At 34.2% G+C, this 18,545-nt stretch carries 15 protein-coding genes; 2 read left to right on the top strand and 13 right to left on the bottom strand.

Features of this window, described 5'->3' with window-relative positions:
- Positions 1 to 47: 47 nt before the first annotated feature.
- The 10 genes from sdhB to zapA form a co-directional block, all read right to left on the bottom strand.
- Complete coding sequence (gene sdhB, locus HMPREF2576_RS03175; RefSeq protein WP_001830165.1) at positions 48 to 890, bottom strand: succinate dehydrogenase iron-sulfur subunit; 843 nt, start codon at positions 888 to 890, stop codon at positions 48 to 50.
- Positions 890 to 2,656, bottom strand: coding sequence for a succinate dehydrogenase flavoprotein subunit (gene sdhA, locus HMPREF2576_RS03180; RefSeq protein WP_001830193.1), 1,767 nt, complete (start codon positions 2,654 to 2,656; stop codon positions 890 to 892). The genes sdhB and sdhA overlap by 1 nt, the downstream gene beginning before the upstream one ends.
- A gap of 152 nt (positions 2,657 to 2,808) precedes the next feature.
- The gene (locus HMPREF2576_RS03185; protein ID WP_001830177.1) at positions 2,809 to 3,423 is read right to left on the bottom strand and encodes a succinate dehydrogenase cytochrome b558 subunit; all 615 of its coding nucleotides are present in this window, start codon (positions 3,421 to 3,423) and stop codon (positions 2,809 to 2,811) included.
- A 140-nt stretch (positions 3,424 to 3,563) separates the two neighbouring features.
- The gene (locus tag HMPREF2576_RS12410) at positions 3,564 to 3,758 is read right to left on the bottom strand and encodes a hypothetical protein (RefSeq protein ID WP_083320089.1); all 195 of its coding nucleotides are present in this window, start codon (positions 3,756 to 3,758) and stop codon (positions 3,564 to 3,566) included.
- 31 nt (positions 3,759 to 3,789) lie between these two features.
- A complete protein-coding gene (gene uvrC, locus HMPREF2576_RS03190) occupies positions 3,790 to 5,574 on the bottom strand; it encodes an excinuclease ABC subunit UvrC (protein ID WP_001830175.1) in 1,785 nt (594 codons plus the stop codon).
- A 97-nt stretch (positions 5,575 to 5,671) separates the two neighbouring features.
- A complete protein-coding gene (gene trxA / locus HMPREF2576_RS03195) occupies positions 5,672 to 5,986 on the bottom strand; it encodes a thioredoxin (protein ID WP_001830148.1) in 315 nt (104 codons plus the stop codon).
- A 258-nt stretch (positions 5,987 to 6,244) separates the two neighbouring features.
- Positions 6,245 to 8,593 (bottom strand): endonuclease MutS2, encoded by a 2,349-nt coding sequence (locus HMPREF2576_RS03200; RefSeq protein ID WP_029376438.1) that lies wholly within the window; start codon positions 8,591 to 8,593, stop codon positions 6,245 to 6,247.
- Between the two features lie 9 nt (positions 8,594 to 8,602).
- Entirely contained in the window at positions 8,603 to 10,312 is a 1,710-nt protein-coding gene (gene polX / locus HMPREF2576_RS03205; RefSeq protein WP_002470225.1) for a DNA polymerase/3'-5' exonuclease PolX, read from the bottom strand.
- 74 nt (positions 10,313 to 10,386) lie between these two features.
- Positions 10,387 to 10,908, bottom strand: coding sequence for a CvpA family protein (locus tag HMPREF2576_RS03210; RefSeq protein WP_002470244.1), 522 nt, complete (start codon positions 10,906 to 10,908; stop codon positions 10,387 to 10,389).
- Positions 10,909 to 11,175, bottom strand: a complete 267-nt coding sequence (gene zapA / locus HMPREF2576_RS03215) for a cell division protein ZapA (protein WP_001830081.1) — start codon at positions 11,173 to 11,175, stop codon at positions 10,909 to 10,911.
- A gap of 253 nt (positions 11,176 to 11,428) precedes the next feature.
- Here zapA and rnhC point away from each other — a divergent pair, with 253 nt between their 5' ends.
- Positions 11,429 to 12,355 carry a ribonuclease HIII gene (gene rnhC / locus HMPREF2576_RS03220; protein WP_001830144.1) on the top strand — a complete coding sequence of 309 codons (927 nt, stop codon included), beginning with the start codon at positions 11,429 to 11,431 and terminating at the stop codon, positions 12,353 to 12,355.
- A 51-nt stretch (positions 12,356 to 12,406) separates the two neighbouring features.
- Here rnhC and pheT read toward each other — a convergent pair whose 3' ends face one another.
- The 3 genes from pheT to HMPREF2576_RS03235 all read right to left on the bottom strand — a co-directional run bounded on the left by pheT (position 12,407) and on the right by HMPREF2576_RS03235 (position 16,975).
- A complete protein-coding gene (gene pheT / locus HMPREF2576_RS03225; protein WP_070856177.1) occupies positions 12,407 to 14,809 on the bottom strand; it encodes a phenylalanine--tRNA ligase subunit beta in 2,403 nt (800 codons plus the stop codon).
- Entirely contained in the window at positions 14,809 to 15,867 is a 1,059-nt protein-coding gene (gene pheS / locus HMPREF2576_RS03230) for a phenylalanine--tRNA ligase subunit alpha (protein ID WP_001830082.1), read from the bottom strand. The genes pheT and pheS overlap by 1 nt, the downstream gene beginning before the upstream one ends.
- A gap of 367 nt (positions 15,868 to 16,234) precedes the next feature.
- Positions 16,235 to 16,975 (bottom strand): TrmH family RNA methyltransferase, encoded by a 741-nt coding sequence (locus tag HMPREF2576_RS03235; protein ID WP_002470269.1) that lies wholly within the window; start codon positions 16,973 to 16,975, stop codon positions 16,235 to 16,237.
- Between the two features lie 339 nt (positions 16,976 to 17,314).
- Here HMPREF2576_RS03235 and HMPREF2576_RS12415 point away from each other — a divergent pair.
- Positions 17,315 to 18,545 (top strand): YSIRK-type signal peptide-containing protein (locus HMPREF2576_RS12415; protein WP_256313855.1); only part of this gene is annotated, 1,231 nt, incomplete at its 3' end.

Raw genomic sequence — 18,545 nt, forward strand, 5'->3', positions numbered from 1 at the left:
ATCAAAAAATGACCAAGGCAAGGTTGCCTTGGTCACTATAAGCTATATTAATCTACTTGGTGGTCAGAACCAAAGAATGATTTAAACATATGGAAAGAAGTTTCTCTATTCATTGCGGCAATTGACGTTGTCAATGGTATACCTTTAGGACATGCATTCACACAATTTTGAGAATTACCACATTCTTGCAGTCCTCCTGCACTCATCAATGCATCTAAACGCTCATCTTTAGTCATGGAACCTGTAGGATGTAAGTCGAACAAACGTACTTGAGAAATAGCTTGTGCACCAACAAATTTATTATTTTTTGTGACATTTGGACATACTTCTAAGCATACACCACAAGTCATACATTTAGACAATTCATATGCAGTTTGGCGTTTTTTCTCTGGCATACGTGGTCCAGGTCCTAAGTCATATGTTCCATCAATAGGAATCCATGCTTTCATTCGTTTTAAGTTATCGAACATTCTTGAGCGATCAACTTGTAAATCTCGAATGACAGGGAAAGTACTCATTGGTTCAAGACGAATTGGTTGTTCTAATTGATCAACAATAGCTGAACATGATTGTCTTGCACGGCCGTTAATAACCATTGAACAAGCGCCACATACTTCTTCGAGGCAATTCATATCCCATGTGACTGGTGTCGTTTTTTCGCCTTTAGAGTTGACTGGATTTCGTCTGATTTCCATTAAACATGCAATTACGTTTAAATTTTCCTTATAAGGAATTTCAAATGATTCTTCATAAGGTTTTGATTCGCTATTATCTTGACGTTTAATTATCAATTTTACTGTTTTTTGTTTTGGTTGTTGATTTTGACCTTGTACTTGAGTTTGTGGATTACTTTGAGTTTTTGGAGTTTCTTTTAATGATTGATTAGCCATTACTTATTACCTCCTTTAGACTTACTTGTGTAGTCACGCTTACGAGGTGGAATTAAACTTACATCTACTGGCTCATAAGTAAATTCTGGCTTTTCACTTCTACCTTTATAACGAGCCATGGTTGTTTTTAACCATTCTTCATCATTACGTTCTGGGAATTCAGGTTTGTAATGTGCACCTCTAGATTCGTTACGATTATATGCACCAATCGTAATCACACGAGCAAGAACCAACATATTCCATAATTGTCGTGTGAAGAATACTGCTTGGTTGCTCCATGTTTGCGTATCTTCCATATCGATATCTTCATAACGTTTCATAAGCTCTTGAATTTTTTTATCTGTTTCAAGCAACTTTTCATTTTCACGAACTACAGTTACGTTAGCTGTCATAATTTCACCTAATTCACGGTGAAGTTTATAAGCATTTTCAGTTCCACGCATATTTAATAAATGATCAAATCTTTCTTTCTCTTCTTTAACACGAGCTTCGAAAATACTGTCATCTAGATCTGTATACGATTTTTCAACATTTTCAACATATTTGATAGCGTTAGGACCTGCTACTGTACCTCCATAAATAGCTGAAAGTAAAGAATTGGCACCTAAACGGTTACCACCATGTTGTGAGAAATCACATTCTCCAGCTGCAAATAACCCTTTGATATTAGTCATTTGATCATAGTCTACGTATAAACCACCCATTGAATAATGCACTGCTGGGAAGATTTTCATTGGAACTTTACGTGGATCATCACCTGTGAATTTTTCATAAATTTCAATAATACCACCTAATTTAACATCCAATTCGTGTGGATCTTTATGAGATAAATCAAGGTATACCATGTTTTCTCCATTGATACCTAACTTTTGGTTAATACAAACATCGAAAATTTCACGTGTCGCTATATCACGTGGAACCAAGTTACCATAGTCTGGATATTTTTCTTCTAAGAAGTACCAAGGTTTACCATCTTTATACGTCCAAATACGTCCACCTTCACCACGAGCTGATTCACTCATAAGACGTAATTTGTCATCTCCAGGAATCGCAGTCGGATGTATTTGGATGAATTCACCATTTGCATAAATCGCACCTTGCTGATAAACGATTGACGCCGCTGAACCTGTATTAATCATTGAATTCGTCGTTTTACCAAAGATAATACCAGGACCACCTGTTGCCATGATGACAGCATCTGAACCGAATGATTGAATTTCTGATGTTGTCATATTTTGAGCAACAATACCTCTTGCAGCATCTTCTTCGTCTTTAACAATACCTAGAAATTCCCATCCTTCGTATTTAGTTACTAAACCATCTACCTCAAATGAACGAACTTGCTCATCTAATGCATAAAGCAATTGTTGACCTGTCGTTGCGCCAGCAAAAGCTGTTCTATGATGTAGTGTACCGCCAAAACGTCTAAAGTCTAATAAGCCTTCTTTCGTTCTGTTAAACATAACCCCCATACGATCTAACAGATGGATGATTTTAGGTGCAGCATCAGCCATTGCTTTGACTGGTGGTTGATTAGCCAGGAAGTCTCCACCATAAACAGTATCATCAAAGTGAATCCACGGTGAATCTCCCTCACCTTTAGTATTAACAGCACCATTTATGCCACCTTGTGCACAAACAGAGTGCGAACGCTTTACCGGTACAATGGAAAATAAATCTACATGTGCACCTTGTTCTGCCGCTTTAATTGTTGACATCAGACCAGCTAGTCCTCCACCGACAACAATAATTTTTTTCTCTGCCATAGAAATGTCACTCCCCTGAATATTTAAATCTAAAGCCCTACTTTTAATTTCAGATATAAACTAAATACGAAACAGTTAATTTTTAACGTTTCATAATTTCTAAGTAGTAAATTTATCTATACTCGCTTGTTTCAAAATGAAAATTCGTATACTTATATAAACGCAATAACGGCTGCAACACCAATATAAGAAATCACTAAAAATACTATGAGTGAAATCCAAGTAAAAACACGTTGTGATTTTTTAGATTGTAAAAAGCCCCATGTTACACAAAATGACCATAAACCATTAGCAAAATGGAAAACAACAGCAATGACACAAATAATGTAAAAGATTGCCCATAACGGATGTTGTAATGTTTCATGCATTAGATTATAGTCCACAGATTTACCATAAAAAGCTTTTTGCAAACGTGTTTGCCATAAGTGCATTGCAATAAAAACAAATGCTAAAATACCACTTACACGTTGGAAGAAAAACATCCAGTTTCTAAATAATGAGTAATGCCCGATGTTCTCCTTAGCAGTGAATGCGATGTGTAAACCGAACAAACCATGGTATAACAATGGTATATAAATAAGTATAAATTCCATCACAATAAGGAATGGTAAAGATTCCATAAATCCTGAAGCTCTATTAAAAGCTTCAGCACCTTGCGTTGCTTGATGGTTTACCATTAAGTGTACAATTAAAAATGCACCTATCGGAATAACCCCTAATAACGAATGTAATCTTCTAAGGTAAAATTCATTCTTTGATTGAGCCAAAAAGAGTCCCCCCTGCGAAACATATAATTTAAATTGCTAATTCTTAGAAACTTGTATGCAAAATGCCCTAAAGTTTTACATAAAAGACCAGCGTTGATTTACTTTTTTATTTAGTACTTGTCTATATAATTAATATCGACCTATACACAAGTAGGACTTAAAAAAGTAAAAAGCCAGTCATTGAGCAGAAAGTTTAAAAGTTTTGGAAATCTATTAGTTGTGATAATCAACATGAAGTGATAACTCTTCTTATTTAGAAAACGCTTCCATACAACTTTAAAAAAATTAGCTTTTGTTACGTACATTGTAACATTAATTTCACAATTTTTGGGCATGAGAATGATTCTCATGCCCACTTTTTAATAATTATTTGTTTTGTAACGCGTTTTGAAGGTTTTTAGCAACCTTTTCAGGCAAGCCTGCTTGTCGTAATTCATCAAAGGATGCTTCTTTCATTTTCTTAATCGATCCAAATGTACGTAATAATGAAGTTTTTCTCTTAGTTCCAATACCATCAATGTCATCTAAAACAGATTTCAGACCTGTTTTTTGACGTGTTTGTCGGTGGAATGTAATTGCAAATCGATGAACCTCATCTTGTATGCGGTGTAATAGATAAAATGCTTGGCTGTTCTTTTTTAAAGGTACTATTTCAGCACTTGCTCCATAAAGTAGTTCAGATGTTTGGTGTTTATCATTTTTTTGTAAACCAGCAACTGGTATATCTAGCCCAAGCTCATTTTCGAGTACATCCATCACACCATTCATATGACCTTTCCCACCATCAACTATTATTAAATCTGGTAGAGGTAGCCCCTCGTTGAGTACACGTGTATAGCGTCTACGAACGACCTCTCTCATAGATTTATAATCATCAGGTCCTTCCACTGTTTTAATCTTATATTTTCGATAATCTTTTTTATGAGGTTTGCCATCTACAAATGTAACCATTGCTGAAACTGGATCAACACCTTGAATATTTGAATTATCAAAAGCTTCAATTCTTATTGGTGTTTGGATACCCATACGCTCTCCTAATTCTTCAATTGCTTTGATTGTTCTTGACTCATCTCTAGCAATTAATTCAAATTTATTATCGAGTTGTACTTCAGCATTGTGATTCGCTAAATTAATCATGTCTTTTTTAGCTCCTCGTACTGGTTGAACAATCTTAGTATCTACCACTGACTGAATGATGTCTTTATCAAGATTTTTAGGTACATGAACTTCCTTAGGTAATAGATGCTGATTTAAACTATAAAATTGACCTATAAAAGTATAAAATTCTTCTTCCTCTGTTTGTTGTAACGGTATCATTGTAGCATCACGTTTTATCATATTACCTTGTCTAACGAAGAAGACTTGAACACACATCCAGCCTTTAGAAACACTATAACCAAAAACATCTCTAATTGTATTATCTGAAGACATAATCTTTTGTTTTTTAGTTAAATTGTGAATGTGTTGAATCATATCTCTATATTCTTTTGCTTGTTCAAAATCTAACTGTTCACTCGCTTTATTCATGCGGTCTTCTAAATGATGCAATATTGTTTTATCTTCCCCATTTAGAAAGTCCGTAATTTCTTTTGTCATTTGAGCATACTTCTCTAAATCAACATCATAGACACACGGTCCCATGCATTGTCCAATATGGTAATAAAGACACAGCTTATCTGGCATATTATCGCATTTTCTAAATGGATAGATACGATCAAGTAATTTCTTTGTTTCTTGTGCAGAATATGCATTAGGGTATGGACCAAAGTATTTGCCTGAATTCTTTTTTACAGTACGAGTAACAAGTAATCGTGGATGCTTTTCTTTGGTAATTTTAATAAAAGGGTAACTTTTATCATCTTTTAATAAAATATTATATCGGGGTTGATACTGTTTTATAAGATTAAGCTCTAGCAGTAGCGATTCTGTCTCACTTGATGTCACGATAAATTCAAAGTTACGTATTTCTCCAACCAAACGGGTTGTTTTAGCATCATGTGCGCCTGTAAAATAAGAACGTAGACGATTTCTTAAACGCTTTGCCTTCCCCACATATATAACCTGATCATTTCTATCTTTCATTAAGTAACAACCCGGCTCTAAAGGGACTACGTTTAATTTTTCTTTAATTTTCTTTTGATATTCCTCCAAAGGGCTCCTCCTTTCCATTATCAAATTGATTAATGAAAACAAAATAAAGCTGGAGCAATTACTCAATGTAATGCCCCAGTCTTTATTTATGTTAATCTTATAGATGTTTATCTAATACTTCTGCTAAGTTTTCTTTAGGTTGGAAACCTACAACTTTATCAACTGGTTCGCCATCTTTAAATACAATTAAAGTTGGGATACTCATTACTTCATATTTCGCTGCAGTTGATGGGTTTTCGTCAACATCTAATTTTAAGATGTCAGCTTTACCATCATAGTCTCCTGCTAGTTCTTCTAAAACTGGTGCAATCATTTTACAAGGTCCACACCAAGTCGCCCAGAAATCAACTAATTTAACACCAGATTCAATTTTGCTATCAAAATCAGAATCAGTTACTTTTACGATTGCCATAATGCCAATCCTCCTTAATTTTCAATGATGAACAAATTATAACAGAGATTAATCACCTTTGCATTATAGATGCTCTTAACACACTTAGCGAGTTTAGAGCGTCTTAATACACTAGTTATTAGGCTAATGTGCGCCCTTGTCCTCTCTTAAACTTTATACTTGATATTAAGCACTTTTTATTAAATATTTTTAATACTGAGTTCTATAAAATTGTCCATTTAATTATTCAGATATAGTCACATTACTCATATCTTAGGGTTACTTGAGTTCTGCCACAGTGACACCAAATCCACCTTCACTAGGCATACCTCCTCTAAATTGTCTAACGCTTTTATGTTTTTTCAAATGTTGTTGAACACCTTTTTGAAGTGCTCCCGTACCTTTACCATGAATAATATAAACTTGTTCGTAATTGCTTAAAACCGCCTGATCAAGATATTGATCTAATTCATTTAAAGCTTCTTCGTAACGATATCCTCTTAAATCAAGTTCTGTTTTAATAGTTTGTCTATTTTGTCTTGTTACCATTTTTGTAGGTTTTTCTTTTTTCTTTTTCGTTTTTTCTAAATCTTCAATAGGTAATTTCATTTTAATAATTCCCATTTGTACAACTGCTTCTTCGTTACCTACAAGTTCAAGCACTTCACCTTTTTGACCGTAAGATAGAACTTTCACTTCATCTCCAGCATGAATCGTATCATACTTTTTCTTTTGAACATGTTGCTTAATTGATTTTGCCTCATATTGATCATCAAGTTGTTTCTTTTTATCAATTAATTCATGTTCCTTTACTTCAGCGCCCTTATGATCTCTTAGATTTCTAAGTTCTTTAAGAATTTCGTCCGCTTCTTTAGTCGCAGATTTCACACGCTGATTGGCTTTTTCTTTAGCTTCCTCCATCAAAGATTTCTCATAATTTTGATACTGTTGATATTGTTTAGACAAGGCATCGTGAGTTTCCTGTGCTTCTCTCACAAGTCTATCTAATTCTATTCGTTGTTGGTCAACACGTTTTGAATTGTGTTCTAATGATTCAATCATGGCATTGATTTCTTGCTCGTCTGTCCCTATCATTGTCTTAGCTTTATTAATGATGTTGAGACTTAGACCAAGTTTTTTTGAAATATCGAAGGCATTAGATCGCCCTGGAACACCCATTAATAATTTATAAGTCGGACTCAGAGTATCAACGTCAAATTCAACACTTGCATTCATGACACCTTCACGATTATAACTATAAGCTTTTAATTCAGGGTAATGTGTTGTCGCCATAACTAAAGATCCTAAACGACGTACATAATCTAAGATACTCATTGCGAGTGCCGCACCTTCACTTGGATCTGTACCTGCGCCTAGTTCATCAAATAAAATTAGACTATTTTGATCTGCATCCTGTAATATTTCCACTATATTTTTCATGTGAGATGAAAACGTTGATAATGATTGTTCTATAGATTGTTCATCTCCAATATCACAATACACATTTTCAAAGATACTTAATTGGCTTCCATCCAGTGTAGGAATTAACAATCCTGACTGTGCCATGACAATTATCAAACCTAGCGTTTTTAAAGTGACAGTCTTACCACCCGTGTTTGGTCCAGTAATAATGACAGTTTCTACATCGTCAATAAATTCAATTGTATTTGCTACAACAGTATCTTTGTCTAATAAAGGGTGAAATGCATTGGGTAAATATATCGTTCGATCCTCTTTAAATGTAGGTTTTGTTCCTTTTATAGTGTGCGCATAACGAGCTTTAGCAATTAAAAAATCGATTTGACCCATGACCGATTCAGCAACGAGTAATGCATCAGATTCCGCCGAAACTAATCCCGTCAATTCAGTCAATATACGTTCACGTTCAACTGCTTCATCATTACGCAAACGACTAATTTGATTATTCATCTCTACAACAGAATTCGGTTCAATATATAGTGTTTGTCCTGATGCCGATTGGTCATGAACAATACCATTGAAATCTTGTCTATATTCAGCTTTCACCGGAATAACATTGCGATCATTTCTTACTGTTACAATTGCATCAGATAGTTTTTTTTGATTCCCTTGATTTTTCACTATTCTATCTAAATTTTGACGAATCCGTTGATTTGTTCTTGAAATTTTACTTCTAATACTTTGTAAAGTATAACTCGCATGGTCAAATAAATCGTGTGCATCACATTTTTCATTAATTTCTTTAAATAAATCTGTAAGTATCGGTAGATGATTCATTTTATCATGCAGTATAGGATACTTAACCTCTTCATCTTCCTCTAGCATTTGATTGTAAAATGTTTTAAATTGATTTTGCACTTGAACTAGGCGTTTAATTCTGTTTAATTCTCCCACATTTAAAACGCCTCCTATGCTAGCCCTATGAACAAGTGGAGACACTTTTGCTAGACCACTTAAGCTTGGTAATCGATGCTTGTTATAGATTTGTGAAATTTCATCTGTTTCATTCATTTGAAATTCTACTGTATCGAAATTACTAGCGGGAGCCATCTCTTGTACTTTTTCACGACCTAAATCACTTATAGTTTCATCAGCCACAAATGATTTAATCTTTTCAAATTCCAAGACATCTAATGTTTTTTGTCTCATGCAATCCCTCTATTTCTTATATTTATTCGTTTCAACAAATGAGCGAAAGGCTTCCTTCGTCATTGTATTAATGACCCTCTCTTTATTGACAAATCCTTTTTGTGCAGTAGCAACACCATATTTCATGAAATCAAGATGATTTGTATGATGAGCATCCGTATTAATTGTCAACTTAACCTTTGGATATTTACGAACGATTTCTGCATTTAAATCTAAACGATGCGGATTTGCGTTAATCTCTAAAATTGTATTTGTTTCTTCGGCTAAATTCATTAACTTTTCAATATTAGCTTTATAACCTTTTCTACGTCCAATAATACGACCGGTTGGATGAGCAATGTGACGCACATATGGATTTCTACATGCTGTTTCTAAACGTTTCATGATTTCGTCTTCAGATTGATTAAAGTTTTGATGAATAGCTGCGATAACATAATCAAGCTGTGCCAAAACTTCATCATCGTAATCTAATGTTCCATCAGGTAAAATGTCCATTTCCGTTCCTGAATATATGTCTATTTCTTTATATTCTTCATTTAATTGCTTTATTTCTTCATTTTGTCTTAGCAGACGGTCGACTTGTAATCCATGAGCTACTTTTAAACTTTGTGAGTGATCTGTAATGACCATAAATTCATAACCTTTTTCAATATTTGCCTCAATCATTTCTTTAATCGAAAAGGCACCATCACTATATGTTGTGTGCATATGCAAATCTCCATTGATATCATCTAATTGAATGATTTGACTCAGATCTTTATCAAACTCACTACCATCTTCACGCATGGCAGGCGCAATCCAATCTACACCAAAATGATGATAGATCGCTTCTTCACTTTGTAATTGTAATAGCTTACCATCTTGTTGTTCGATACCATACTCACTAACCTTTTCGTCGCGTGCTTTTGCTAATTGTCTTATTCTAATATTATGATCCTTCGAACCGGTGAAGTGTTGTAAGGTATGGTAAAAGGCAGCAGGTTCTATCAATCTAAAATCAACGCCAATCGTCTCATCATCATAAGCTAATTCCAGAGAAATTTTAGTATCCCCAACAGCAACATCTTTGACTTTATTTGGAATACGAAGTAATTGTTGTTGAACTTTTTTAGGCTCCGATGTACTAATAATGAAATCTAAATCTTTACTCATTTCCTTATATCTTCGAAAACTACCAGCAGTTGAATATTGTTCAACTCCTTCTAACTGTTCAATAAATTTTACAATTTCTTGGTTGAGTCCTCTCATTAGCTCTATAGGATAACGATCTTTTTTAGCACCTATCGACTTCACTGCTTCTAAAATGTTTTGCTCTGTCTTTTTTGCAAAACCTTTTAAAGCACTAACCTTACCTTCTTCACAGGCTTTTTGAAGTGTTTCTTTATCTGTAATTTGAAGTTCATGATATAGTTTTGCTATTTTTTTACTGCCTAATCCTTGTATTTTCAAAAGTGGCACTAACCCTTCAGGCACTTCATCTTGAAGTGCTTGAAGGGTCGATGATTGACCTTGTGTTTTAAATTCATTAATAACTTCTCCTACGCCTTTTCCAATGCCTTTAAGTTCTGTTACATCATCAATCTCTTCTAATGTACGCTCATCAACCTCTAAACTTTGTGCGGCTTTTCTATACGCTGAAATTTTAAATGTATTTTCTCCTTTTAGCTCCATATATATAGCTATTTTTTCTAATAATTGAATTACATCTTTTTTTGTCATCAATATCACTCCATAAAAAGAAGACCAGGACATAACATTAACGTTCGAACTTGTCCTGACCTCATGTCATTACTTTATAAATTTAAAATAAATTGTGATAAATAAGGAATTTGTTCAATCACAACTCGACTTAATAGCGATTGAGATAATTGGTACTGTATAAATGAATGTGGATATAGCGATAATAAATAAAGTCCAATTTGTAAATATATAAAAACCGCTATGATACTCAAAACGACACTCGATATCCGACTTACTAAATGTATCTTTTTATACGTTATTATATTATCAAATGTAACAACAACTAGATACAAAATAAGCTTACACATACCAAATATTATAATAAATGCTATCACTTTTTCAAATCTGTATTGCAAATGATCATAAGGTATAGTATAGACCATATCAAACGCTACTGTTTTAGGAAAGGGCACAAAAACAACTAAACGTTGCGCAATAGATTGATAATGTTGTGACGCAATAAATAAAGATACAATTGAAGAAGCAAAGTGCAATATCGATAACCAAATACCTCTACGAAACCCTATCACTATAAAGTAACAAATAATAAGAAGAACAACTATATCAATGAGCATTTATTCATCTCTTTGTTTTAATTGATTTATTTCTTGCTGTAATCGTCTGTTCTCTTCTTCTAATATAACTTTCTCATGCATAATATTCACAGATGTTAAAATCGCTTTTCGAGTTGTATCTAAACCTGCTGATTTTTGACCTAATTCTTGCATTTTTTCATCAACAAGATGTGCTACATAACGAATATGTTCAGGGCTATCTTCGCCAATGATTGTGAAATGTTGATCATTAATCGTAACATTTATTCTATTTTTAAATTCACCCATACTAATTTCTCCTGACCTTGGATTAAAATGATTTTAACTTAAGCAATTTTTTCAAATTCCAATTTATTAAATTGTAGTATTTTACATATTTTTACTTATCATCAAATATTATACATGAGTGTAAATACCGATGTAAACGTCTGTTATTAAAAGATAATACAGATGACATATTCAACAAAATCATTTAAGACTATATTCAATATTAAAATTTGATAAAATATAAAAGAGTACAAAAAAAGAGAGGATTCAATTAATGGGAAATGTCGTATACAAACTCACGTCAAAAGAAATTCAATCATTGATGGCTCAAACTACTTTTGAGACGACGAAGTTACCTCAAGGTATGAAAGCTCGTACGAGATATCAAAATACTGTTATCAACATCTATAGTTCTGGCAAAGTAATGTTTCAAGGTAAGAATGCTGATCAACTTGCGAGTCAATTGCTACCAGATAAACAATCAACAACTGGCAAACATACATCATCAAATACAACTAGTATTCAATATAATCGTTTTCATTGTATTGGAAGCGATGAAGCAGGCAGTGGCGACTATTTTGGTCCATTGACTGTATGTGCAGCTTATGTGAGCCAATCACATATCAAAATCTTAAAAGAACTTGGTGTAGATGATTCAAAAAAACTAAACGATACTAAAATCGTCGATCTTGCAGAACAGCTCATTACCTTTATCCCGCATTCTTTATTAACATTAGATAATGTTAAGTATAACGAACGACAAAGTATAGGATGGTCTCAAGTTAAAATGAAAGCTGTCTTACATAATGAAGCTATCAAAAATGTGCTTCAAAAAATTGAGCAAGATCAACTGGATTATATTGTTATTGATCAATTTGCAAAGCGAGAAGTTTATCAACATTATGCATTATCAGCATTACCTTTTCCTGACAAAACAAAATTTGAAACAAAAGGTGAATCTAAATCACTAGCAATCGCGGCAGCAAGCATTATTTCTCGTTATGCATTTGTTAAACACATGGACCACATCTCTAAAAAACTCCATATGGAAATACCAAAAGGAGCAAGTAACAAAGTAGATTTAATTGCCGCTAAAGTCATTCAAAAATATGATATTCAACAACTTGATACTATTTCAAAAAAACATTTTAAAAACAGAGATAAGGCAATTCATCTAATGAATCAAAAATACAATAAATAAAAGGACTTACGCACTAGTATTTATTACTAATGCGTAAGTCCTTTATGTTAATTATCTAATAATTGCACCATGCTTTTTAAGTGCTTCTAAAATTTTATCATGCACAGCATTTACACGTTCATCGGTAAGTGTGTTTTCTGTATCTAGATAACTAAGTCTAATTGCAATAGATTTTTTCCCTTTTTCTAAATGTTCACCTTCGTATACGTCAAATACGAGTGTATCATTTAAAATATCTTCACCATTCTCATGAATAATGGATAACAATTCAGATGAAGTAACTTCATGATTAACTTCTAATGCAATATCACGTGTTACACCTGGAAATCTAGGTATAGGCTCATAATTAATATATCCCACAGAAACTTCCATCATTGCATCATAATTAAGTTCAAATACATACGTACGCTTTAAATCATTGTTTGCAGCTAACGTAGGGTGTAGCTCACCTATGAAACCAATATCTTTACCATTAAGTGACACAATTGCTGTTCTTCCTGGATGTAACCCATCTATTTGACCAGCTCTAAAATCGAATTGAAGATTAAGCTTTTCAGCAATACGTTCAACAACACCCTTAGTTAAATAGAAATCAACTGACTCTTTCTTACCTTGCCAAGTGTTATTTACAAAGTCTCCAGTTAATATACCACTCAAATATTCTACTTCATCTGGTAACTCACCTTCACCGTTACCAAAGAAGACACGTCCGATTTCATATAACTTAACATTTGTATTTTTACGAGCAACATTGTATGATACTGCATCAATTAAATGCGGTAATAAACTTTGACGTAATGTGGAATGTGCTTCACTCATAGGCATAAGTAATTCAATTGTAGGACGATTTTGTAGTGCAAAATCGGTAGCATGATTTTTTGATACCAATGAATAAGTAATAGCTTGGTCTAGCCCAGCGCCCTCAAGCGTTTCTTTAACAGTACGCGTTTTAAACTGTCGATCTGTTAGTTCTCCACTTGTAACATCTTTAAATACAGGTAGCGTTGATGGTATTTCATCGTATCCATATATACGTGCTACTTCTTCTATTAAGTCTTCTTTAATAGAAATGTCTTTACGTCTTGATGGAACATTCACGGTAATTTCACCATTTTTATTTTCAGTGTCAAATCCTAATTGCTCAAAAATATCAATGATTTCTTCATCAGTTAAATTAAAACCAATTGTACGGTTAACTTTGTCAGCAGTGATTTCTATTGGGGTCACAAATGATCCTAAATCTCCATGCGAAACTCGGTCTTTTAAAACTGTTCCTGAAGCATATCTTTCAAGTAAATAACAAGCTCTATCTACAGCTTCATCGACAAATTCAGTTGCAATCCCCTTTTCAAATCGACTCGATGATTCGCTTCTTAAATTTAAACGGCGTGATGTATGTCGAATAGATACAGGATCAAAGATAGCCCCTTCTACTACAACATGTCGTGTTTGTTCAGTGACTTCAGAGAAATCCCCTCCCATAACACCTCCTAATGCAATAGGGTCTTTGCCATTTGTAATGACAATATCAGTATCTAACAATCGACGTTCTTCACCATCTAAAGTTCTCATTGTCTCATCTTTTTTAGCTTGTCTAACTTCTATAGATTGCGAACCAATTTGTTCTTGATCAAACATGTGTAGAGGTTGGCCATATTCTAAAAGTACATAATTTGAAATATCTACCACATTATTAATTGGACGTATTCCCGCTTTAATTAATCGGAACTGCATCCATACTGGAGAAGGACCAATAGTCACGTCATGAACAACACGTGTACTATAGTAAGGTACTTTATCTTCATTTTTAACTTCTATTGTTAGTTCATCTTTAGCAGATTCTTGACTTTCATTGCTTGTTAACTGAGGTTTATTCATTTTAGTTTGATATAAAGCTGCGACTTCATACGCAGTACCTACCATGCTTAATGCATCAGCACGATTAGGTGTTAAATCAAATTCCATCACTTGGTCATTAAGATATATTGCTTCTAACGCATCTGTTCCAGGTTTAACTGCTTCTGGAAATACATATATACCTGACTCATAATTTTTAGGAGTTACATGACTTGAAATACCTATTTCTAGTAATGAGCAAATCATACCTTCAGAGCGTTCGCCACGTAATTTGGCACGTTTAATTTTAATTCCACCAGGTAAACGACCACCAACTTTAGCAACAATCACGTGTTGCCCTTCATCTACATTTGGTGCACCACAAACAATTTGAACTGGTTCTTCTTCACCTAAGTCTACTTGACAAATATTTAATTTATCAGCATCTGGATGTGGCGTCTTCGACAAGACATGTCCAACTACTAATTTTTTAATATCTTTTGTATAGTCAATAATATCATCGACTTCAATTCCAGTTCTTGTAATTCTCTCTGCTAACGCTTGAACTGACTGGTCAACATTCACATAATCTTTTAGCCATTCATTTGAAATTAACATTATTGTTCACCTCTATCTTCTACAGCTTTAAATTGATCTAAGAAACGGACATCATTGGTATAAAAGTGACGAATATCTTCAATACCATACTTTAACATTGCAATTCGATCTGGTCCCATACCAAATGCGAAGCCAGAATATTCCTTAGAATCGAATCCGGCCATTTCTAATACATTCGGGTGAACCATGCCCGCTCCTAAAATTTCAATCCAACCTGTATGTTTACAAACATTACAACCCTGTCCTTTACATTTGAAACATGATACATCTACTTCAACTGATGGTTCAGTAAACGGGAAATAACTTGGGCGTAAACGAATCTCACGATCTGCACCGAATAATTTTTTTGCAACTAACTCTAAAGTCCCTTTTAAATCGCTCATTTTAATATCTTTATCAACTACTAAACCTTCAATTTGTGTAAATTGGTGGCTATGTGTTGCATCATCTGAGTCACGTCGATAAACTTTACCGGGACAAATAATTTTGACTGGTCCTTGTCCTTTACGTTTTTCCATAGTACGTGCTTGTACTGGTGAAGTATGTGTACGCATTAAAATTTCTTCTGTGATATAAAAGCTATCTTGCATATCACGTGCTGGATGCGATTTAGGTAAGTTTAAAGCTTCAAAATTATAGTAATCTTGTTCAACTTCATAACCATCAACAATTTCATAACCTAACCCTAAGAACAAGTCTTCAATCTCTTCAACTGTACGTGTTAAAGGATGTTTTGATCCAATTTCAATATGACGACTTGGCAATGTGACATCAATTGTTTCTTCAGAAAGCTGTTGATTTAATTTCTCTTCTTTGATTAGCTTTTGTCTTTCATCTAATTCACTTTGAATAGTTTGTCTTAATTCATTTACCTTTTGACCATACGCAGGTTTGTCTTCATTAGGCAAATCTTTCATATTTTTCATTAAGCCGCTAACAGAACCTTTTTTACCTAAATATTTCACTTTTACTTCTTGTAACGCTTGCGCATCTTTTGCTTCGTTTATATCCACTAAAGCTTGTTGCTTCAACTCAGACATTAGATCATTTTGAGTCATGACTGAATTCCTCCTTATATAGTCCCTTCAATTATTTACAAATCAATACCGCCACTTGTTAATAACAAAAAAGCTTTCATCCCCTGTTCAAAAGGGACGAAAGCTTTCCGTGGTACCACCCAAATTTATGCATGCGCATACACTTGTAAATCTATTGATAACGGAATGACTATTCCGACTTAAATTTCTTTAAGTTACCAAAAAGATGAAAAAATTATTACAAGTTGGAATGACTTTCAGTCTCGATCATTCTCCCTTTTCAACTTTCTAAATAATTTATGTCTTTTTATAGGTTATTATTAATATGTTAAAGCGATAGTAATTTTGAAATTTCATTCATTATTATAGTCGATGATAACATCAAAGGTCAACCTTTCAGCTGATACATTAAGATACTTCCAGCAATAGCAACATTTAAACTTTCGGCTTTACCATAAATAGGAATAGTGAGATTTTGCGTTGTTTCTTTTAGTAAATCTGGGTTAACACCTTCTCCTTCATTACCTAATATAAGCGCAAAATTGACTTGCGCTTCAACATCATTGAAGCTCACTGCGTTTTCAAGTGCCGTACCATACACTGGACCATTAAATTGATGAATATAATTGTTGATGTCATCAAAAATGACTGGTATATGAAAAATGCTTCCTTGACTAGCACGGATCACCTTATCTTGAAAAGGATCAGCCGTCCCCTTCTCCATAACTATCAAATCTAATCCAGCAGCATCAGCTGTCCTAATTAAAGTTCCTAGATTACCAGGATCTTGAATACGGTCAATTAATAATACTTGTTTGGCTAGTGTCTTATCATAGGTTGGTTTTTTTATAATGGCAAAGAAACCTTGAGGTGTAACAGTTCCAGAAAGTGCTTCAGCAACTTTTAGATTAATTTGATACACTTCTTTCGCATAATCAATTATTGAAGATGACATTCTATCGGGATCAACGATAAACAATTGTATTACTTCAATTTGACTTTGATAAGCTTCTTCGATGAGATGAATCCCCTCTATTAAAGCAAGACCCGTTTTATCCCTCTCACGTTTCTTTTTTAATTTATTCGCATTTTTTATTTTACTATTTTGAGCAGAAGTAATTTGTTCCATTAAAATATGTCTCCATCTTCAAAAGTTTATAATTCCATTGTAAGTGAATATGTATCATTTTCAAAGTCAATAATGATGTATTCTTTAAAATTGATATATCCTTTGAAAATTAATCAAATTTGTATTTCTTTTATTTCAGCGATTTTAATTTTAAAACGTATGATTATTGTTTTGAAAACAGAAAAAAATATTCAATAATTATTTTATATAGTTGTTCGAAGTTAGAAAAATATGTTAATATATTGACATCGAATACAAACTCAGATAGATTTATTTCAATCTAGTTTAAAAAATCTCAAACGCAACTGAGACAACTACATTCAAAGGAGAGATTACATTATGAAAAAATCTAGTAAATTTTCAAAAGATTTTCCTACTAGAAAAAATCATTACGCAATTAGAAAATTCACAGTTGGCACTGCTTCGATTATCGTAGGATCATTCTTATTTTTCGGACAAACACAAGCTCATGCTGAACAGGCTGAAGAATTCGAAAGAGTAACAACTGGTACAGTTGATACAGGTGGACAGCCTGCTAGAGCAGATCAAGGACAAGAAGGACCACATGCAGGCGCGGATACGCACAATACAGCAAGTCAACCTGGTGTTACAGGTCAAGATGCACCAAATGAAAATCATGCTGGTGACCAAAATGCTGCAGTAACACATCCGGCTAATCAAGAAAATAATGCACCTCAAGTTGGGGCTGGTACTCCTGGCGCTGAGAACACACCACAAGCCGGTGGTGAAAATCATAATCAAGATACTGCAGTAACTTCAGCAGGTACTAATGGGGAACAAAATGGTGGTAAACCAGCTACGTCAACAACTGGTCAAGATGCCGCGCAATCCAATGGACCTCAAGGTACTTCAGTAGCCCAACCTGGTAATGATGCTTCTAGCCAAGGTCATGATACACCTCAAGCTGATGCTGGTACTCACAATACAGAAGGCCAACCTGCTGTAACTACTGGTGAGCAAGCTGGTGGTAAGCCTGCTGCAACGAAACCTGAAGGTGCCAGTGCAGAAACTGCGCCAGCGCCTAATAATGCTGATGAAAATCACGCTCAACCTTCACCGCAAACAGGAGGTACTACAGCAACACAAGCTGGACAAGTAAAACCATCCGGTGATTCTACGCCTACCGGTGAGCCAAACAAAGCAGACGATCAAGGTACACAAATTAAACCTACAAGTAACCAAGGTACTACAGCAACAACTAATGAAACTGGAAATCAAAAACCAAGTGGTCAAACAGGTAATACTGAGAACACGCCTAATGATGGTACTCAATTAAAACCTAATAATGACCCAGCTGTGACTGGTACGCCAAATACTAATGGAGAACAAACTGGACAACCTAATGCAACAGTAACACCAGGACAAGGTAATGAAGAGATTAACGGAGCTAGTAAACCTGGAGAAGTGTCTCCGAAACCTGAAGAAAACAATCCAACTGCCACTGAACCTGGTACAACTGCACCTGGGAATACTAATCAAGACACACAAGTAAAACCTAATACAGATCAGACTGCTACTGGTACTCCAGCTGGTACTGATAATCAAAATA

Source organism: Staphylococcus sp. HMSC063F05 (assembly GCF_001837075.1).
In the GTDB taxonomy this organism is placed as follows: Bacteria; Bacillota; Bacilli; order Staphylococcales; family Staphylococcaceae; genus Staphylococcus; species Staphylococcus epidermidis.

Bases quoted from the DNA above. Each gene is read 5' to 3' on its own strand.
- HMPREF2576_RS12410 (WP_083320089.1), bottom strand. From the start codon at position 3,758: ATGCCCAAAAATTGTGAAATTAATGTTACAATGTACGTAACAAAAGCT.
- HMPREF2576_RS03200 (WP_029376438.1), bottom strand. From the start codon at position 8,593: ATGAGACAAAAAACATTAGATGTCTTGGAATTTGAAAAGATTAAATCA.
- sdhB (WP_001830165.1), bottom strand. From the start codon at position 890: ATGGCTAATCAATCATTAAAAGAAACTCCAAAAACTCAAAGTAATCCA.
- rnhC (WP_001830144.1), top strand. From the start codon at position 11,429: ATGGGAAATGTCGTATACAAACTCACGTCAAAAGAAATTCAATCATTG.
- trxA (WP_001830148.1), bottom strand. From the start codon at position 5,986: ATGGCAATCGTAAAAGTAACTGATTCTGATTTTGATAGCAAAATTGAA.
- HMPREF2576_RS03235 (WP_002470269.1), bottom strand. From the start codon at position 16,975: ATGGAACAAATTACTTCTGCTCAAAATAGTAAAATAAAAAATGCGAAT.
- pheS (WP_001830082.1), bottom strand. From the start codon at position 15,867: ATGACTCAAAATGATCTAATGTCTGAGTTGAAGCAACAAGCTTTAGTG.
- pheT (WP_070856177.1), bottom strand. From the start codon at position 14,809: ATGTTAATTTCAAATGAATGGCTAAAAGATTATGTGAATGTTGACCAG.
- zapA (WP_001830081.1), bottom strand. From the start codon at position 11,175: ATGGGTGAATTTAAAAATAGAATAAATGTTACGATTAATGATCAACAT.
- HMPREF2576_RS03210 (WP_002470244.1), bottom strand. From the start codon at position 10,908: ATGCTCATTGATATAGTTGTTCTTCTTATTATTTGTTACTTTATAGTG.
- polX (WP_002470225.1), bottom strand. From the start codon at position 10,312: ATGACAAAAAAAGATGTAATTCAATTATTAGAAAAAATAGCTATATAT.
- sdhA (WP_001830193.1), bottom strand. From the start codon at position 2,656: ATGGCAGAGAAAAAAATTATTGTTGTCGGTGGAGGACTAGCTGGTCTG.